The sequence below is a fragment of the Streptomyces sp. P9(2023) genome (assembly GCF_032436795.1).
Lineage (GTDB): Bacteria > Actinomycetota > Actinomycetes > Streptomycetales > Streptomycetaceae > Streptomyces.
This window is the reverse complement of the sequence record NZ_JAUPWM010000019.1, coordinates 64090-79642: the sequence shown is the minus strand read 5'-3', so window position 1 is coordinate 79642 and position 15553 is coordinate 64090. Positions and strand designations below refer to the sequence as shown.

The following is a 15553-nucleotide window of genomic DNA, read 5'->3' as shown; positions in this document are numbered from 1 at the left end:
CTGCTCCATTCGGGTGAGTGCGCCCACGGATGCACGAAGGCCCCGCCGAAGCGGGGCCTTGGCCGACCGACCGTCAGGACACGGGTGTGTCGAGGGAGTCGAGCGTCGCGTTCGACGGGCCGCGGCGCGCGCTGACGTCGCGGGAGACCGCTTCCGCGTCGCGGAGCGTGCGGACCGCGTTGGACCAGGTCAGTTTCGCGAGGTCGGCGTGGGACCAGCCGCGGTGGAGGAGCTCGGCGATCAGGTTCGGGTAGCCCGCGACGTCGTCGAGGCCGGCCGGGGTGAACGCCGTGCCGTCGTAGTCGCCGCCGATGCCGATGTGGTCGACGCCGGCCACCTCGCGCATGTGGTCGAGGTGGTCCGCCACCGTCGCCGCCGTGGCGATCGGGCGCGGGTTCTCCGCCTCGAAGGCGCGGTGCAGCTTCATCGCCTCGGCGGTGGTGTCGAGGTGGTGGAAGCCGTGCGCCCGCAGGTTCTCGTCCGCCCGGGCCGTCCACTCCACCGCAGCGGGCAGGATGAACTTCGGTACGAACGTGGCCATCGCGACCCCGCCGTTCGCGGGCAGCAGCGCGAGCACGTCGTCCGGGATGTTGCGCGGGTGGTCGCAGACCGCGCGGGACGAGGAGTGCGAGAAGACCACCGGCGCGACGGTGGTGGCGAGCGCGTCCCGCATCGTCGTCGCCGCGACGTGGCTGAGGTCGACGAGCATGCCGATCCGGTTCATCTCCCGGACGACCTCCTGGCCGAAGGACGAGAGCCCGCCGACGCCCGGCTCGTCGGTCGCCGAGTCCGCCCACGGGGTGTTGTCGTTGTGCGTGAGCGTCATGTAGCGCACGCCCAGGGTGTGCAGCGCGCGCAGCGTGGCGAGGGAGTTGTTGATGGAGTGGCCGCCCTCGGCGCCCTTGAGCGAGGCGATACGGCCCTGCTTCCGCGCCGCCTCCATGTCGTCGGCGGTCAGGGCGGGGGCGAGCTGGTCCGCGTACCGCTCCAGGAGCTGGTCGACGATGTCGATCTGCTCCAGGGTGGCGCTGACCGCGTCGTCCCCGGTCAGCGTGGTGGAGACGTACACCGACCAGAACTGCGCGCCGACCCCGCCGGCGCGCAGCCGGGCGAGGTCGGTGTGGAGGGCGCCGGTCTGGTCGGCGGCGATGTCGAGCTTGTCGAGGTCGTAGCGCACGTGCTGGCGCAGCGCCCAGGGGAGGTCGTTGTGGCCGTCGACGACGGGGTGGTCCGCCAGTAGTTCGAGAGCCTCGGCGAGGCGTTCCGCCGCGCTCGTACCCGTAAGCCCGCTCACTTCGCGAAGCCGAACGACTCCGAGCCCTCGACCTTGGCGCGCAGGCGCTTGCCCTTCTCGGTCGCCTGGTCGTTCAGCTCCTGCTGGAACTCCCGCATGCGGCCGAGGAGTTCGGCGTCGTACGCGGCGAGGATCCGGGCCGCGAGCAGGCCCGCGTTGCGCGCGCCGCCCACCGAGACCGTGGCCACCGGCACGCCCGCCGGCATCTGCACGATGGAGAGCAGCGAGTCCATGCCGTCGAGGTACTTCAGCGGGACCGGCACGCCGATGACCGGCAGCGGGGTCACCGAGGCGAGCATGCCCGGGAGGTGGGCGGCGCCGCCCGCGCCCGCGATGATCGCCTTGAGCCCGCGGTCGGCGGCCTGCTCGCCGTACGCGATCATCTCGCGCGGCATCCGGTGGGCGGAGACGACGTCGACCTCGTACGCGATCTCGAACTCGTCCAGGGCCTGGGCCGCGGCCTCCATGACGGGCCAGTCGGAGTCGGATCCCATGACGATGCCTACGACGGGGCTCACAGGGCTCATTCGGTGATCGTTCCTCGCAGATAACCGGCGGCGTGACGGGCGCGCTCCAGCACCTCGTCCAGGTCGTCGCCGTAGGTGTTGACGTGGCCGACCTTACGGCCGGGCTTCACGTCCTTGCCGTACATGTGGATCTTGAGCTGGGGGTCCCGGGCCATGCAGTGCAGGTACGCGTAGTACATGTCCGGGTAGTCGCCGCCCAGCACGTTGCACATGACCGTCCACTTCGCGCGCGGGCGGGGATCGCCCAGCGGGAGGTCGAGGACGGCGCGGACGTGGTTGGCGAACTGCGAGGTGATCGCCCCGTCCTGGGTCCAGTGGCCGGAGTTGTGCGGGCGCATGGCGAGCTCGTTGACGAGGATCCGGCCGTCGCGCGTCTCGAACAGCTCGACGGCCAGGTGACCGACGACGTCGAGCTCCTTGGCGATCCGCAGCGCGAGCTCCTGGGCCTGGCCGGCCAGCTCGGCCGACAGGTTCGGCGCGGGCGCGATCACGGTGTCGCAGACGCCGTCGACCTGCTGGGACTCGACCACCGGGTAGGCGACGGCCTGGCCGTGCGGGGAGCGGACGATGTTCGCGGCGAGCTCGCGCGTGAAGTCGACCTTCTCCTCGGCGAGGACCCGGACGCCCGCGCGGAACGGGTCGCGCGCGTCCTCTTCCGTACGGACGAACCAGACGCCCTTGCCGTCGTACCCGCCGCTCACCGTCTTGAGGATGATCGGGAAGCCGCCTACCTCGGCCGCGAAGGCCGCCGCGTCCGCCGGGTCGGCGACGATGCGGTGGCGGGGGCTCGGCGCCCCGATCTCGTCGAGCTTGGCGCGCATCACCCCCTTGTCCTGGGCGTGCACCAGGGCGGCGAGCCCGGGGCGGACGACGACGCCGTCCTCCTCCAGGGCGCGCAGGTGCTCCGCGGGGACGTGCTCGTGATCGAAGGTGATCACGTCACAGCCGCGCGCGAAGTCACGCAGCGTAGTCAGGTCGCGATAGTCGCCGAGAACGACCTCGCTCACCACCTGCGCCGCCGAGTCCTGCGGGGTGTCACTGAGCAGCTTGAACTGGATGCCGAGGGGGATGCCCGCCTCGTGGGTCATACGGGCGAGCTGACCGCCACCGACCATGCCGACTACCGGGAACGTCACCCTCTTAGGGTATCCGCACGATGCGTGGAGCCTCCCCCGCCTGTGGTTTACGACAGCGGAGCTCGATTTTCCGTGGTTTGCAATCTCCCCGGGCGGGTCACTGATGGGCTGGTTAGCATGGCGTGGTTGACGAAACCGAACGGACGGGACTGAGCGATCACCATGAGTGAACGAAGCGCACTACGTGTGCGGCTTGACCGGCTCACGCGTGAGTTCGCCAAGTTCGGCGCGGTCGGTGGAATCGGCCTGCTGGTGGACCTCGGGGTCTTCAACCTGGTCCGGCATCTCACGGACCTGCCCGTGGTCCGGGCCAGCATCATCGCCACGGTGGTGGCGATCGGCTTCAACTACCTGGGCTTCCGGTACTTCACGTACCGGGACCGGGACAAGAGCAGCCGGACGAAGGAGCTGACGCTCTTCCTGCTGTTCAGCGTGGCGGGCCTGGTGATCCAGAACGGGATCCTCTACGCGGCGACGTACGGCTTCGGCTGGGACACCCCGCTGCAGAGCAACGTCTTCAAGTTCCTCGGGATCGGTGTCGCGACGCTGTTCCGCTTCTGGTCGTACCGGACGTGGGTGTTCCGGACACTGCCGGCCCGCGAGGCCGTGCAGTCCGCCGAATCGTTCCTGGAGCAGGCGCAGGCGCCTCAGCAGGCGCCTCAGCAGACGCCTCGGCAGACGCCGCCCAGGCAGGCGACGCGGAAGCAGCCGGACCGGGTGCGGTAGCGCGGTTTCTCATCGGACCGGGCGTTCCCGGGCCGCCTCGTCCGCTCGGCCCCTGACCTCGCGGCTCAGGAAGAGCGCGAAGACCGGGGGCTGCTGCTGGAGCAGTTCGAGCCGTCCGCCGTCGGCCTCCGCGAGGTCCCGGGCGACGGCCAGTCCGATGCCGGTGGAGCTGCGGCCGCTGACGGCCCGCTCGAAGATCCGGGCGCCGAGGTCGGCGGGGACACCGGGGCCCTCGTCGGTGACCTCGATCACGGACTGGTTGCCGGTGACCCGGGTGCGGAGGGCGACGGTGCCGCCGCCGTGCATCAGGGAGTTCTCGATCAGCGCGGCGAGCACCTGGGCGACGGCCCCCGGGGTGCCGACCGCGCGCATGCCCTGCTTGCCCGAGTGGACGATGGCGCGGCCCGCGCTGCGGTAGGCGGGGCGCCACTCCTCGATCTGCTGCTTGATGACCTCGTCGAGGTCGAAGGCGAGGGCGGAGCCGGTGCGGGGGTCGCGGGAGTTCGTGAGCAGCCGCTCGACGACGTCGGTGAGCCGCTCGACCTGCGTGAGCGCGATCGTCGCCTCCTCCTTGACGGTGTCGAGGTCGTCGGCGACGGCGACCTCCTCCAGGCGCATGGAGAGCGCGGTGAGGGGCGTACGGAGCTGGTGCGAGGCGTCGGCGGCGAGCCGGCGCTCGGCGGTGAGCATCCGGGCGATCCGCTCGGCGGAGGCGTCGAGGACGTCGGCGACCCGGTCGAGCTCGGGCACTCCGTACCGCTTGTGGCGGGGTCGCGGGTCGCCGGAGCCGAGGCGCTCGGCGGTCTCGGCGAGGTCCGTGAGCGGGGAGGTCAGCCGGTTCGCCTGGCGTACGGCGAGGAGGACGGCGGCGATGACGGCGAGCAGGGCGACGGCGCCGATGATCAGGAGGGTGCGGCCGACCTCGCTGGTGATCGTGGAGCGGGACTCCTCGACGGTCACCGTCTCACCGCGCTCGCCCTCGGCCGTGCCGCGGATGACGCTGCCTTCGGGGCGGGTGCCGATCTCGATGGGGGCGCGGCCGGGGATCTCGATCAGGGCGTACCGCTTGGCGCCGCTCTGCTCGGCGAGGATGTCCGGGTTGACCGGCTCCCCGCCGAAGAGCCGGCTGTCGACGATGGACACGAGCCGCACGGCCTCGGAGTCGACGCGCTCCTGGGCGCTGGAGGAGATGGTGCGCGTCTCGACGATGACGAGGGAGACCCCGAACACGGCGATGACGACGAGGACCACGGCGAGGGTGGAGTTGATCAGACGACGACGCACGGGGCCCTCCGGGCGGGCGGGGTACGAGGGACTTCCCCGAGCCTACGGGGCGGTGCCCCCCACTCCCCGATATGGGCAGCTGCCCCCTGGGGCGGTCCGCCTGCTCGAGCGGAGCCGAGAACTTGGGGGAGGGTGAGCGAAACAGGACGGCGCACTCGCCGAGCCCGGCCACGTCATGGCCTACACCGGCGGCGGCCAGCACGCCCTGATGCAGCCTCGCCGGATGCGAGTGCCGGCGGCGCCGTCCGGCGTCATGCCCACTGGCAACACCACGGCGTCGGGGAAGCCGGGCACCCGGAAGGCCACGTGGTGGGACCACACGGGCCCGCTCGCCGTGGTGTTCGCGGGCGGCCCCGACGGCAGCCGGGGTGACCTCGTGCTCCCGGTGCGTATCCCGCAGCAGCCGGGCCAGTGGGCCCGCGTCGAACACTTCCTCGCGAACCCCGGCCGCTGGCACAAGGTCGATCTTGTGCGTCGTCGCAAGGCGTGCGCGCCGGGCGGCTGGGTGTATGAGGCGCACCTGATGATCCTTGGCCCCGGGTACACCTCCCCCGCCGCACGGGACATGCGCGAGCAGGCCGCCGAGATGGGCAGGATCGGCGGCGTGGACGGCAACGTCTCCAACGTCTCGATCGTCTCCATGCCCGCCAGCTTGGACCCCGCCGACGGCACCCCGGCCTCCACCGAGATCACCCTCAGCCCTGAGGAACAGGCGCTGCTGGAGCGGGAAGCGAAGAAGAGGCGCGGCCGTGCGCGAGCGCTGGAGCGCTCCCGCCGGGCGACGAACACCGAGCAGTACGGGCTGTCGAAGAAGCAGATCCGCAGGGCGGAGCAGCGGGCGGCCAAGGGCCTGGAGCCCAAGGCCGTCAGCGTTCCGGGTGGTGCTCGCGCTGCCCGCGTCGACGGGGTGCCGAAGCAGGCGTTCCGCCGAGACCGGATCTCTACCGGCTACCGGATGCTGCGCGCCCGCCGGGCAGAAGCCGCCGTATCGGCCGCCGAGCACCGCCGCCACCGCGCCCGCCTCCTCGCCCGGCAGATCATCGCCGCCCACGGCCCCGTGCTCGTGGTCGAGGACTGCGACATCCGCACCTGGTACCGGCTGTGGGGAAAGCGCCTGTCCCAGACCACCCCCGGCCTGCTGATCTCGGCCCTTGAGCGCGAGTGCCAGGCAGCGGGCGGCCGTCTCGTACGGGCCTCCACCTGGTCCACCGCACTGTCTCAGCACTGCCTGTGCGGCGAGCGCGTGAAGAAGACCCTCCGCGACCGTGAGCACAAGTGCATCGCGTGCGGCCTCGCCGGGAAACGCGACCTCGTGTCCGCCGCCCTCGCCGCGTTCGTCCGCTTCGCCGACGTGGACGACCCCAAGACCGCGTACCTGGACACCACCGCGTCCCGGCACGCACAGATCGTTTTCGCCCAAGGGCTGGAAGAAGCCCTGCGGGAGTCAACCGCACCGAGCCAGAACACCGTTCGCGGTGCTGGTCATGCGGCAGTCCCACGGCAACGCCGTGCGACCTCTGCTCCCCGAACCGCCGGACGACGGTCCCGAGCAACCCCGGATGAGACACGCCCCGTGCGTGACCACGCCGGAAAGCCCGGACACCGCCCCGGCCGCAACCCGCAGCTCACCCTCTGGTGAATTGCGGATCAAGTCTTAGCTCTTCTCGAAGCGGAAGCCGACGCCTCGGACCGTGGCGATGTAGCGCGGGTTCGCCGCGTCGTCGCCGAGCTTCTTGCGGAGCCAGGAGATGTGCATGTCCAGCGTCTTCGTCGAGGACCACCACGTCGTGTCCCAGACCTCCCGCATCAGCTGGTCGCGGGTGACCACCCGGCCCGCGTCGCGGACCAGGACGCGAAGGAGGTCGAACTCCTTCGCCGTGAGCTGGAGCTCCTCCTCGCCCATCCACGCGCGGTGCGACTCGACGTCGATGCGGACGCCGTGCGTCGCGGGAGCGACCGCCGGCTCCGTGGCGCCGCGCCGGAGCAGGGCCCGGACCCGGGCAAGGAGCTCGGCGAGCCGGAACGGCTTCGTCACGTAGTCGTCGGCGCCCGCGTCGAGCCCCACCACCGTGTCGACCTCGTCGGCCCGCGCGGTCAGGACCAGGATCGGAACCGTGTGCCCCTCGGAGCGCAGCCGCCGGGCGACCTCCAGGCCGTCCATACCGGGCAGCCCGAGATCGAGCACCACGAGGTCGACGCCGCCCTGGAGTCCGGCGTCGAGCGCGGTCGGCCCGTCCTCCCGCACCTCGACCTCGTACCCCTCTCTGCGCAGCGCGCGGGCCAGCGGCTCCGAGATGGATGCGTCGTCCTCGGCGAGCAGTACACGGGTCATGGGGTGATGGTAGTCCGCGCCGCCGACGCCCCGGGGCTTGATCCACAGGCTTACCCCGGCCCCTGTGGATCAGGGAGGCCATCCTGCTGATGACCTTCGAATAGTGATCGTTGGTTCCTTCGTCACCTGTGATCCATCTCTCAAGTCCTTCCAATTCAGTCACTGTGGTGTCGTAAGGTGTCGAGAAGTCTGTAGAGGTAAACGGGGACCTTTGGCTCGCTAAACACGCCAAGGGTCTCTTTTCTGCACAAGGTCGGCATCGCCAACCTTGAGGACAGTGAATGACCTGTGGGCCGGGTTCCGGGACGCGATGACGCGGACCGGGGCGTGGATCCCGGCGGGGTGCGACCGCTCCCCACCGGTGCCGGCCTCCCCCACCGGGCGCACCACGCTCACAAGGCGCGCGTCCCGACAGAGCAAGGATCGACATGGCGTCCAGCCTGACGACGGCTTCCGCCGGAACCCCTGGTTCCGAGAAGACGTTCCTCGGCCACCCCCGCGGCCTGGCCACCCTCTTCTTCACCGAGATGTGGGAGCGCTTCTCCTACTACGGCATGAGGGCTCTCCTCGTCCTGTACCTGGTCTCCGGAGGCGCGGACGCCGCGACCGGCAGCCAGGGCGGCGGCCTCGCGATGACGGCGGCCACGGCGACGGCGATCTACTCCGTCTACGTCTCGATGGTCTACCTGATGGCCATGCCGGGCGGCTGGTTCGGTGACCGCGTCTGGGGCGCGCGCAAGACCGTCACGATCGCCGGTTTCGTGATCATGGCCGGTCACGCCTCGCTCGCCATCCCGGGCCAGGCGATGTTCTTCGTCGGCCTGGCGCTCGTCGCCGTGGGTTCCGGTCTGCTGAAGGCCAACATCTCCACGATGGTCGGCCACCTCTACAACGGTCCTGAGGACCCGCGCCGCGACGGTGGCTTCACCCTCTTCTACATCGGCATCAACCTCGGTGCGTTCATCGCCCCGTTCGCCGTCGGCACCCTGGGCGAGAAGGTCAACTGGCACCTCGGCTTCGCCCTCGCCGCCGTCGGCATGGGCCTCGGCCTCGCCTGCTTCCTGGCCTTCACGAAGGGCCTGAGCCCGACGAGCAGCGTCGTCCCGAACCCGCTCTCCGCCGAGGAGAAGAAGCGGATCCTGGTCAAGGCCTCGCTCGTCGTCGCGCTCGCCGCCGTCTTCTACGGTGTCATCGTCGGCCTCGACGTCTTCACCCTGAACTGGGCCCTGGTTCCGCTCACCCTCGCCGGTCTGCTCATCCCGATCGCCGTCCTCGTCCGCATCAAGCGCGACAAGGACCTCGACAAGACCGAGCAGTCGAAGATGAACGGCTACATCTGGTTCTTCGTCGCCGCCGCCATCTTCTGGATGATCTACGACCAGGGTGGCTCGACCCTGTCGCTGTTCGCCGACGACAAGACCGGCTCGATCTTCGGCTTCGACCCGTCCGCCACCTGGTACCAGTCGCTCAACCCCATGTTCGTCATGGCGCTGGCCCCGGTCTTCGCCTACCTGTGGCTGTGGCTGGCTCGTAAGAACCAGGAGCCGAACACCATCGTGAAGTTCGCGATGGGCCTGGTCCTGGTCGGCGCGTCCTTCTTCGTCTTCATCGTCCCGATGAGCATGGCGGGCGACGGCACGATGGTCTCCCCGATGTGGCTCGTCTCGATCTACATGATCCAGACCATCGGTGAGCTCTGCCTCTCCCCCGTCGGCCTCTCCGTCACCACGAAGATGGCGCCGAAGAAGTACGCCTCCCAGATGATGGGTGTCTGGTTCCTCGCCGTCACCGCCGGTGACTGCACCACGGGTCTGCTCTCGCTGGCCGGTGTGGACCTCAACGGGACAGGGATCATCGCCCTGCAGGCGACCCTCGCCGTCGGTGCCGGTCTCGCGGTCTACATGTACCGCAAGAAGGTCCAGGCGATGATGGGCGGCGTGCACTGACGCGCCCCGCTGCACCTGCTGTACCTGCTCTACGTGCCTGAGGGCCGCCGCACCTGTTTCGGTGCGGCGGCCCTCAGCCGTTTCGTACCGGTGTCAGCGCCGCAGCTTCGCCCACGGGGTGAACGTGAACACCGCGCCGCCGAGCAGGATCACCGTGCCGGCGACCAGGGCGAGCGCGCGCAGGGCGCCGTCGTCCTCGGCACCGGTGTTGGCGAGCCCGCCGGATCCGCCGTCGCCGGAGCCGCCGCCGGCCGCCGCGTCACCGCCTCCCACCGCGCCGCCGTCCACCTTGGACGTGTCGAGCTCCAGCGAGGCCTGGACCGCGCCCTTGACCTGGCAGGGGATCACGATCGGCGAGCCGCCGAGCGAGACGTTGATGGTCAGGGTGCCGGGGCTGAGCGTGGACTTGCCGTTCGCGCCGGGCTTGTACGTGCCCTTCATGTCCGGCAGGTCGACCGGCTTGCCCTGCTCCAGCGGGGCGGCGTTGGCCGGACCCTCGACCTTGACCGTGCCGCTGTCGGCGCCGCCGAGCTTGACCGCCATCGACGGCTTGAGCGCGCCGGCCGGCAGCGGGGCCGGGCTGTCCATGACGCCCTTCGCGGTCCTGACCGTGAGCTCGTAGTCACCGCCGCTCTTCTTGGCGTTGATGGTCACCTTCGAGGTGATGTTCGCCGGTCCGGGCGACTGGCAGGAGAACTGGACCGCCACTTCCTTGCCCGGGAAGTCGGTCTGCCCACCGCCGCCTCCCGAAGTGCTTCCTCCGGAGGACGTACTGCCGCCCGAGGTGGTGCTGCCGCCCGAAGTGGTGGTCGAGCCGCCGGACGTCGTACCGCCGCTCGTGGAGCCGCCGCCCCCCGTCACCGTGATCTTCGCGGCGACCGGTACCGCCTCCTTCGGCGCGCACTTCGTGTCCGTCGACATCGGCTTCGAGACGTTGATGTTGTACTTGTCCGGCGTCAGCGTGATCTCGCCGGCCTTCTCCAGCTTCAGCTTGCCCTTCATGTCCGGCAGCTTCATCGGGCTGTTCTTCGGGATCGGCGGGTTCTGCCGCGGTCCCTCCATGGCGAGCGTGCCGCTCGCCGCGCCGCCGACCTTGATCGTGCCGGTCGGCTTGACCGTGTCCTTCTCCAGGTCGAGGACGTCGGGGTTCTTGGACGCGGCCTCGACCGTCTTCCAGACGACCTCGATCTCGTCGCCGACCTTCGCCGTCGCCGGCGCGGTGATCTCCACCTTCGTGGTGCCCTGCACCGGGGGGAGACCGGAGATGGACGGCGGAATGCACTCGGTCTTGAACGAGACCTCGGCCGCCTGGGCGGGGCTGGCGGCCAGCAGGATCCCCGCGCCGCCGAGCATCAGCGCGACTCCCGCCGCGCTCATCCTCCGTTGCGTGCTCACTGATGTCCCTTCGTCGTCGGGCTGATCTCTGACGGTGCGGACGGTGCGGAGTCCGGGGTGAACCACGGCAGGACCGTGGTGGCTGTGGGTTCGTCCCGCGCGGGCGCGGGGCCGGTTTCGGGGGTACGTACGAGAGCGCGGCGGCGGCCTCGGTGTCCGGAGCGGGACCCGGCGGCGCCGCCCGGGCGGACCCGGTCGACCACGGCCATCCCGATCCGGAAGAGGGCGGCCGGCACGACGACGGCGAGCAGCAGCCAGAAGAGCGTCACGCCCCACGGCCGGCCGACGCCCCACGGCTGGTCGACCAGGACCTTGCCGGCGTACTTCACCGACACCTCGTAGTCGCCGTACGCGCCCGCCGTCAGTTCGACGGGCAGCCTGATCTGGGCCTTCTCTCCGGCCTTGATCGTGCCGCGCCACTGCCGTTCCTCGTACTGCGGCGAGAAGACGCCATGGCTGGTACCGACCTGGAAGACCGGGTCCTTGACGGGGGTCTGGCCGAGGTTGCCGACGGTGAAGGCGACCTCGCGGCGGGCGGGCGCGCCGAACCAGACGAGGACGCCGCTGGAGCCTTCGAGGCGTACGGAGGCGAGGACGGCGAGCCTGCCGGTGCCGGAGGCCTCGGGCAGCGGGGCGGTCGGATGGCCGGCGACCGTGAACGCCACGTCCACCACGTCCTGCTGGCCGGTGACCCCGGCGACGTGCACGACGCAGGGGCAGGGCTTGGGCGGCTCGGCCACCGGCATCTTCTGGCTGAAGGCGCCCTTGGCGTCGACGGTGGCGGCGCGGCCGAGGGTGTTGGCGCAGGAGTTGGTGCCACCGATGACGCCCTTCCCGGGCTCGCCCTGACCGCAGATCAGCAGCATGAGCAGCGCGCCGGGCTTCCACCCGGCCCCGCTCACGGTGATCTCGCCGCCCTTGCCGCCCTCGCTCTGCGACAGCGCGACGGTCGGCCCGGACGCCCGCGCCCGGGCGGCGGACGCCTGTGCCGCGGACGCCTGGGCTGCGGACGCCTGGGCCGCGGACGCCTGGGCGGCGGGCGGGAGCAGGGCGAGCACCAGGACGGCCAGCACCGCCCCGACGGCCGCGACCGCGCGTCGTCCCGTACCGCTCGTTCTCATCGGTCCGCTCCTGCCGTCACGTCCACCAACTGGGGTTCCTCCACGGGGAGTCCGGGCTCTTCGGTGGCCCGGGTGCGGCGTCTTCGGTTGGCGAGCACGGCCGCTCCCGCCGCCGCGAGGAGCGCGCCCGCACCGGCGGCCACGGCGCCCGTCGACACGAAGACGCGCTCGGCGTGCGCCTCCGAAGCCGTCGCGCCGGGGGCGGTCGCGCGGACGGTGAGCGTGACCGCGTCGAGGGCGGGCGCCTCGGGCCAGGGTTCGGTGCGGGTGGCGCGTTCGCCGGGGCGGAGGGTGAGCGGCAGGGGCCGGGAGGGGCGGTCGAGGACCGTCCCGAAGGCGCCGTCGGCGCGCACGGACAGGCTCGGCGCGAGAACCGTGCTGCCCCGGTTGACCAGGGTGTAGCGCAGGGTGCCCGAGGCGTCGAGCCGTACGTTCTCGACGGTGAGCGCGGCCAGGCTCGGCCCGCTCACCCGCAGATGCACCGGCACCCGTACCGCGCGCCCGCCGGCCGTCACGGTCACCGTGCCCCGGTGGTCGCCGGGGGCGGTGTCACCGGTCACGGTGACCGCGAACGGCACGTCCGCCCGGGTCCGTGCCGGTACCGTCACCGTCCGCGCGGCGAAGGCGAGCGGGGTGCCCTGCCCGTCGAGCCGTACCGTGAGCGGGCGCGCGCCCGGGTTGCTCACCGAGAGGGTGTCCTCCAGGACGCTGCCCGCCGCGCCTTCGAGGTAGACGTACGGGCGCCCCCGAGCCGCCCCGGCCGCCCCTGCCGTCCACTCGGAGACCGGCGCGGGCGCCGCCGCCACCGCTCCGAGCAGCGCGGCGACGGCGGTCACGGTCCCGGCCCACGCCCCCCGCATCAGCGTGCCGTGCGCCGGGTGAGCCAGAGCACGCCGGCCGCGCCGGTCAGGAGCACCGTGCCGCCCAGCGTGCCGAGGGCCGTCGCGGAGTCGAGCGGACCGGTCTTCGGCAGCTCGTCCCCACCGGCCGGCGCCTGGCCGCCCTCGTCCGGGACCGAGGAGTCGCCGGCTGCCGTGACGTCCAGTTCGAGCGAGGGCGCGGGGTTGTTCTTCGGCGTGCAGGTCGCCGCGTCCATGCCGAGCGCGTGGACGGTGAGCAGCCCGGCCGTGAAGGTCACCTTGCCGCTCTTCTCCGGCGTGTACGTGCCCGTCAACTGCCCGATCTTGATGGGCGTGTCGGGCGGGATGGCCGCCGTGTTCGGCGTCCCCTTGACCTTCACCGTCCCCGTGTCGGCGCCGCCGAGCTTCAGCTCGGCGCGCGGGGTCATGACGCCCTTGGGCAGCTCGATCGGGCTGTCCGAGACGCCCTTCTCGAAGGACATGGTGATCGTGTACGCGGAGCCGTTCTTGACGGCCTTGATGTCGACGGGCGAGACCGCGCTCTTGGGCCCGATCTTCGTCTCGCAGGCGTAGTTCACGTCGACCACGGTCGCGTGCGCGGCGGGGGCGGAGGCCAGGACCGCCGAGCCCGCCACCGCCGCTGCCAGCGTGAGCGCTGTTCTCCTCCGGTACGGCACGATCCAAGCACCCCTCACGGCGAAGTTACTGACGGCACATCAGATTGCGCGTCAAGGTACGCCTGGGGCGTGGAGGAGGGAAGACAAAGGGAAGACCGAAAAGCGCCCGGCTCCGGGCGCCGCCATCGGGTCCGTACGTAAGTACTAGGCGGGCGCGGCCAGTTCGGCCCAGACCGTCTTGCCGGGGGCGCCTGCCGTGCGCTCGATGCCCCAGTCGAGGCAGAGCCGCTGCACGATGAACATGCCGTGCCCGCCGGGCCGCGCCGCGCGGTGCGGGGTGCGCGGGGCGGGCTGACCGGCGCCCCGGTCGGTGACTTCGAGGCGCAGCACCTTGGTCCGGCGCAGCACGCGCAGCGTCTCGGGGCCCTCGGCGTGCAGGCACGCGTTGGTCACCAGCTCGGAGACGACGAGCAGGACGTCCTCGGCGGCGGCCCGGGCGTCGGCGGTCGCGGCCGGCAGCCAGCCCCAGTCGTAGAGCGCGGTCCTGGTGAAGTCGCGGGCGAGCGGAACCGTGCCGCTGGTGGCGCCGAGCGCGAGCGTACGTACGTCGAGCACGCCGGCGTCCACGACGGGACCCACCGACTCCTCGATCTTCCTGCCACCGGCAGCAGTGTCCATCAGCGCTTCACCTCACCGATTCACCAGACGGATTCACCAGACAACGGACGAAACCGGGGCTCTCCTGCCCGGTACTCCCCCGACAACACGTGCCGCGTTCAGTCGGGCAGCGCCGCCGCGAGCGTTTGGTGCACGGTGAAGACGACGTCCGCACCGGTGATCTCGAAGACCCTGGCCACCACCGGCCGCATCCCCGCCAGATGGACCCCGCCCCCCGCGGCGTCGGCCTTCAGCCGGGCCCCGAGGAGCACGTTGAGTCCGGTGGAGTCGCAGAAGTCGAGCTGTGAGCAGTCGACGACGAGCCGTGACCGGCCCGCGTCGAGCGCGCGGTCGAGTGGCGCACGCAACACGTCGGCCGTGTGGTGATCGAGCTCACCCACCGGAGTGAGGACCTCGCTCGCCCCCACGGTGCGGACCTCGACCCGCAGCCGCCCTGGCTGCGCGCTGCCGATGTGCTGGCGGTCCATGCCCGTGCCTCTTCTCGCTCTCGCGGATGCCGGTTGACGTGCCTCGAACCATACAAGCGCAGCGCCACCGCTTGCACCCAAGGACCGCTACATACTCCAGCAAACCGGACAATTGACACTTGCAACCTTGCACGTCGAGCAGGTAGGGCTAGTAAGGAACAGTTGAAACGTCCGGCTTGGAGGCGCCGCAAACCGCAGCAGGAAGAAACGATGGAGGAGACCATGTCACCCCGGCTCGACGCCCCGCGTACCCCCCACGACGCGCCGTCGACAGCAGTAACTCCGCCCCCCACCACCGAAGACCTTCCCGGGATCGCGCAGACCCCCACCTTCGCGCAGATCCCCGAGATCGGGCCCTTCGACCAGGTCGACCCGCTGGACGCGCGGGCGCTGTCGAAGACGCTCTTCGCCCGGCTCGACGCCCTCGAAGAGGGCACCCACGAGTACGCGTACGTCCGCAACACCCTGGTCGAACTGAACCTCGCCCTGGTGAAGTTCGCCGCCTCCCGGTTCCGCTCCCGCAGCGAGCCCATGGAGGACATCATCCAGGTCGGGACGATCGGCCTCATCAAGGCCATCGACCGTTTCGAGCTGGCCCGGGGCGTCGAGTTCCCCACCTTCGCGATGCCGACCATCGTCGGCGAGATCAAGCGCTTCTTCCGCGACACCTCGTGGTCCGTGCGCGTTCCGCGAAGGCTCCAGGAGCTCCGCCTCGACCTCGCCAAGGCCGGCGACGAACTGGCCCAGCGACTCGACCGCGCCCCCACGGTCGGCGAACTCGCCGAAGAGCTCCACCTGAGCCGCGACGAGGTCGTCGAGGGCATGGCCGCCAGCAACGCGTACACCGCGAGCTCGCTGGACGCCCAGCCCGAGGAGGACGACGGCGAGGGCGCCCTCGCCGACCGGATCGGCTACGAGGACCACGGCCTGGAGGGCATCGAGTACATCGAGTCCCTCAAGCCGATGATCGCCTCGCTGCCGCCCCGTGACCGGCAGATCCTCTCCCTCCGGTTCGTCGCCGGCATGACCCAGTCGGAGATCGGCGAGGAACTGGGCATCTCCCAGATGCACGTCTCCCGGCTGCTCGCCCGGACGCTGACCCGGCTGCGCAAGGGGCTGACGCTGGAGGAGTGACCGCTCCTCTTCCCCCTCCGCACCAACTGACCTGTG

At 71.0% G+C, this 15553-nt stretch carries 15 protein-coding genes; 4 read left to right on the top strand and 11 right to left on the bottom strand.

Annotation, left to right across the window (positions count from 1 at the left end; all coding sequences use genetic code 11):
- Positions 1 to 73 precede the first annotated feature (73 nt).
- From Q5762_RS23275 to Q5762_RS23265, 3 genes are read right to left on the bottom strand one after another with little or no spacing between them, the layout of a single operon-like run.
- Positions 74 to 1294, bottom strand: a complete 1221-nt coding sequence (locus Q5762_RS23275) for a dipeptidase (protein WP_315894145.1) — start codon at positions 1292 to 1294, stop codon at positions 74 to 76.
- The gene (gene purE / locus Q5762_RS23270; RefSeq protein WP_315894144.1) at positions 1291 to 1821 is read right to left on the bottom strand and encodes a 5-(carboxyamino)imidazole ribonucleotide mutase; all 531 of its coding nucleotides are present in this window, start codon (positions 1819 to 1821) and stop codon (positions 1291 to 1293) included. Before purE ends, Q5762_RS23275 begins: the two co-directional genes overlap by 4 nt.
- Complete coding sequence (locus tag Q5762_RS23265) at positions 1818 to 2957, bottom strand: 5-(carboxyamino)imidazole ribonucleotide synthase (RefSeq protein WP_315894143.1); 1140 nt, start codon at positions 2955 to 2957, stop codon at positions 1818 to 1820. Before Q5762_RS23265 ends, purE begins: the two co-directional genes overlap by 4 nt.
- 162 nt (positions 2958 to 3119) lie before the next feature.
- Between Q5762_RS23265 and Q5762_RS23260 the strand changes: the two genes are divergently transcribed.
- On the top strand, positions 3120 to 3683 hold the full coding sequence (locus Q5762_RS23260) for a GtrA family protein (protein WP_315894142.1): 564 nt from the start codon (positions 3120 to 3122) through the stop codon (positions 3681 to 3683).
- 9 nt (positions 3684 to 3692) lie between these two features.
- Here the strand turns inward: Q5762_RS23260 and Q5762_RS23255 are convergent, their stop codons facing one another.
- Positions 3693 to 4967: an ATP-binding protein gene (locus Q5762_RS23255; protein WP_315894141.1), complete on the bottom strand. Its 1275-nt coding sequence runs from the start codon at positions 4965 to 4967 to the stop codon at positions 3693 to 3695.
- A 175-nt stretch (positions 4968 to 5142) separates the two neighbouring features.
- On the opposite strand from Q5762_RS23255, the gene Q5762_RS23250 reads away from it, so the two are divergent.
- Entirely contained in the window at positions 5143 to 6606 is a 1464-nt protein-coding gene (locus Q5762_RS23250; protein WP_315894140.1) for a zinc ribbon domain-containing protein, read from the top strand.
- Between the two features lie 15 nt (positions 6607 to 6621).
- On the opposite strand, the gene Q5762_RS23245 is transcribed toward Q5762_RS23250, so the two are convergent.
- Positions 6622 to 7299 (bottom strand): response regulator transcription factor, encoded by a 678-nt coding sequence (locus tag Q5762_RS23245; protein ID WP_315894139.1) that lies wholly within the window; start codon positions 7297 to 7299, stop codon positions 6622 to 6624.
- 428 nt (positions 7300 to 7727) lie between these two features.
- Between Q5762_RS23245 and Q5762_RS23240 the strand changes: the two genes are divergently transcribed.
- Entirely contained in the window at positions 7728 to 9245 is a 1518-nt protein-coding gene (locus Q5762_RS23240) for an oligopeptide:H+ symporter (protein WP_315894138.1), read from the top strand.
- Between the two features lie 93 nt (positions 9246 to 9338).
- Here the strand turns inward: Q5762_RS23240 and Q5762_RS23235 are convergent, their stop codons facing one another.
- The 6 genes from Q5762_RS23235 to Q5762_RS23210 form a co-directional block, all read right to left on the bottom strand.
- Positions 9339 to 10622 (bottom strand): hypothetical protein, encoded by a 1284-nt coding sequence (locus Q5762_RS23235; protein ID WP_315894137.1) that lies wholly within the window; start codon positions 10620 to 10622, stop codon positions 9339 to 9341.
- A gap of 14 nt (positions 10623 to 10636) precedes the next feature.
- A complete protein-coding gene (locus Q5762_RS23230; protein ID WP_315894136.1) occupies positions 10637 to 11761 on the bottom strand; it encodes a hypothetical protein in 1125 nt (374 codons plus the stop codon).
- Positions 11758 to 12621: a hypothetical protein gene (locus tag Q5762_RS23225; protein ID WP_399495244.1), complete on the bottom strand. Its 864-nt coding sequence runs from the start codon at positions 12619 to 12621 to the stop codon at positions 11758 to 11760. Before Q5762_RS23225 ends, Q5762_RS23230 begins: the two co-directional genes overlap by 4 nt.
- Positions 12621 to 13298 carry a peptidase gene (locus Q5762_RS23220; RefSeq protein ID WP_315894135.1) on the bottom strand — a complete coding sequence of 226 codons (678 nt, stop codon included), beginning with the start codon at positions 13296 to 13298 and terminating at the stop codon, positions 12621 to 12623. Before Q5762_RS23220 ends, Q5762_RS23225 begins: the two co-directional genes overlap by 1 nt.
- A gap of 144 nt (positions 13299 to 13442) precedes the next feature.
- Positions 13443 to 13916 carry an ATP-binding protein gene (locus Q5762_RS23215; RefSeq protein WP_315894134.1) on the bottom strand — a complete coding sequence of 158 codons (474 nt, stop codon included), beginning with the start codon at positions 13914 to 13916 and terminating at the stop codon, positions 13443 to 13445.
- Between the two features lie 98 nt (positions 13917 to 14014).
- Positions 14015 to 14383 carry an STAS domain-containing protein gene (locus tag Q5762_RS23210; protein WP_315894133.1) on the bottom strand — a complete coding sequence of 123 codons (369 nt, stop codon included), beginning with the start codon at positions 14381 to 14383 and terminating at the stop codon, positions 14015 to 14017.
- Positions 14384 to 14593: 210 nt separating this feature from the next.
- On the opposite strand from Q5762_RS23210, the gene Q5762_RS23205 reads away from it, so the two are divergent.
- Positions 14594 to 15517: an RNA polymerase sigma factor SigF gene (locus tag Q5762_RS23205; protein WP_399495243.1), complete on the top strand. Its 924-nt coding sequence runs from the start codon at positions 14594 to 14596 to the stop codon at positions 15515 to 15517.
- The last annotated feature ends 36 nt before the right edge of the window (positions 15518 to 15553 follow it).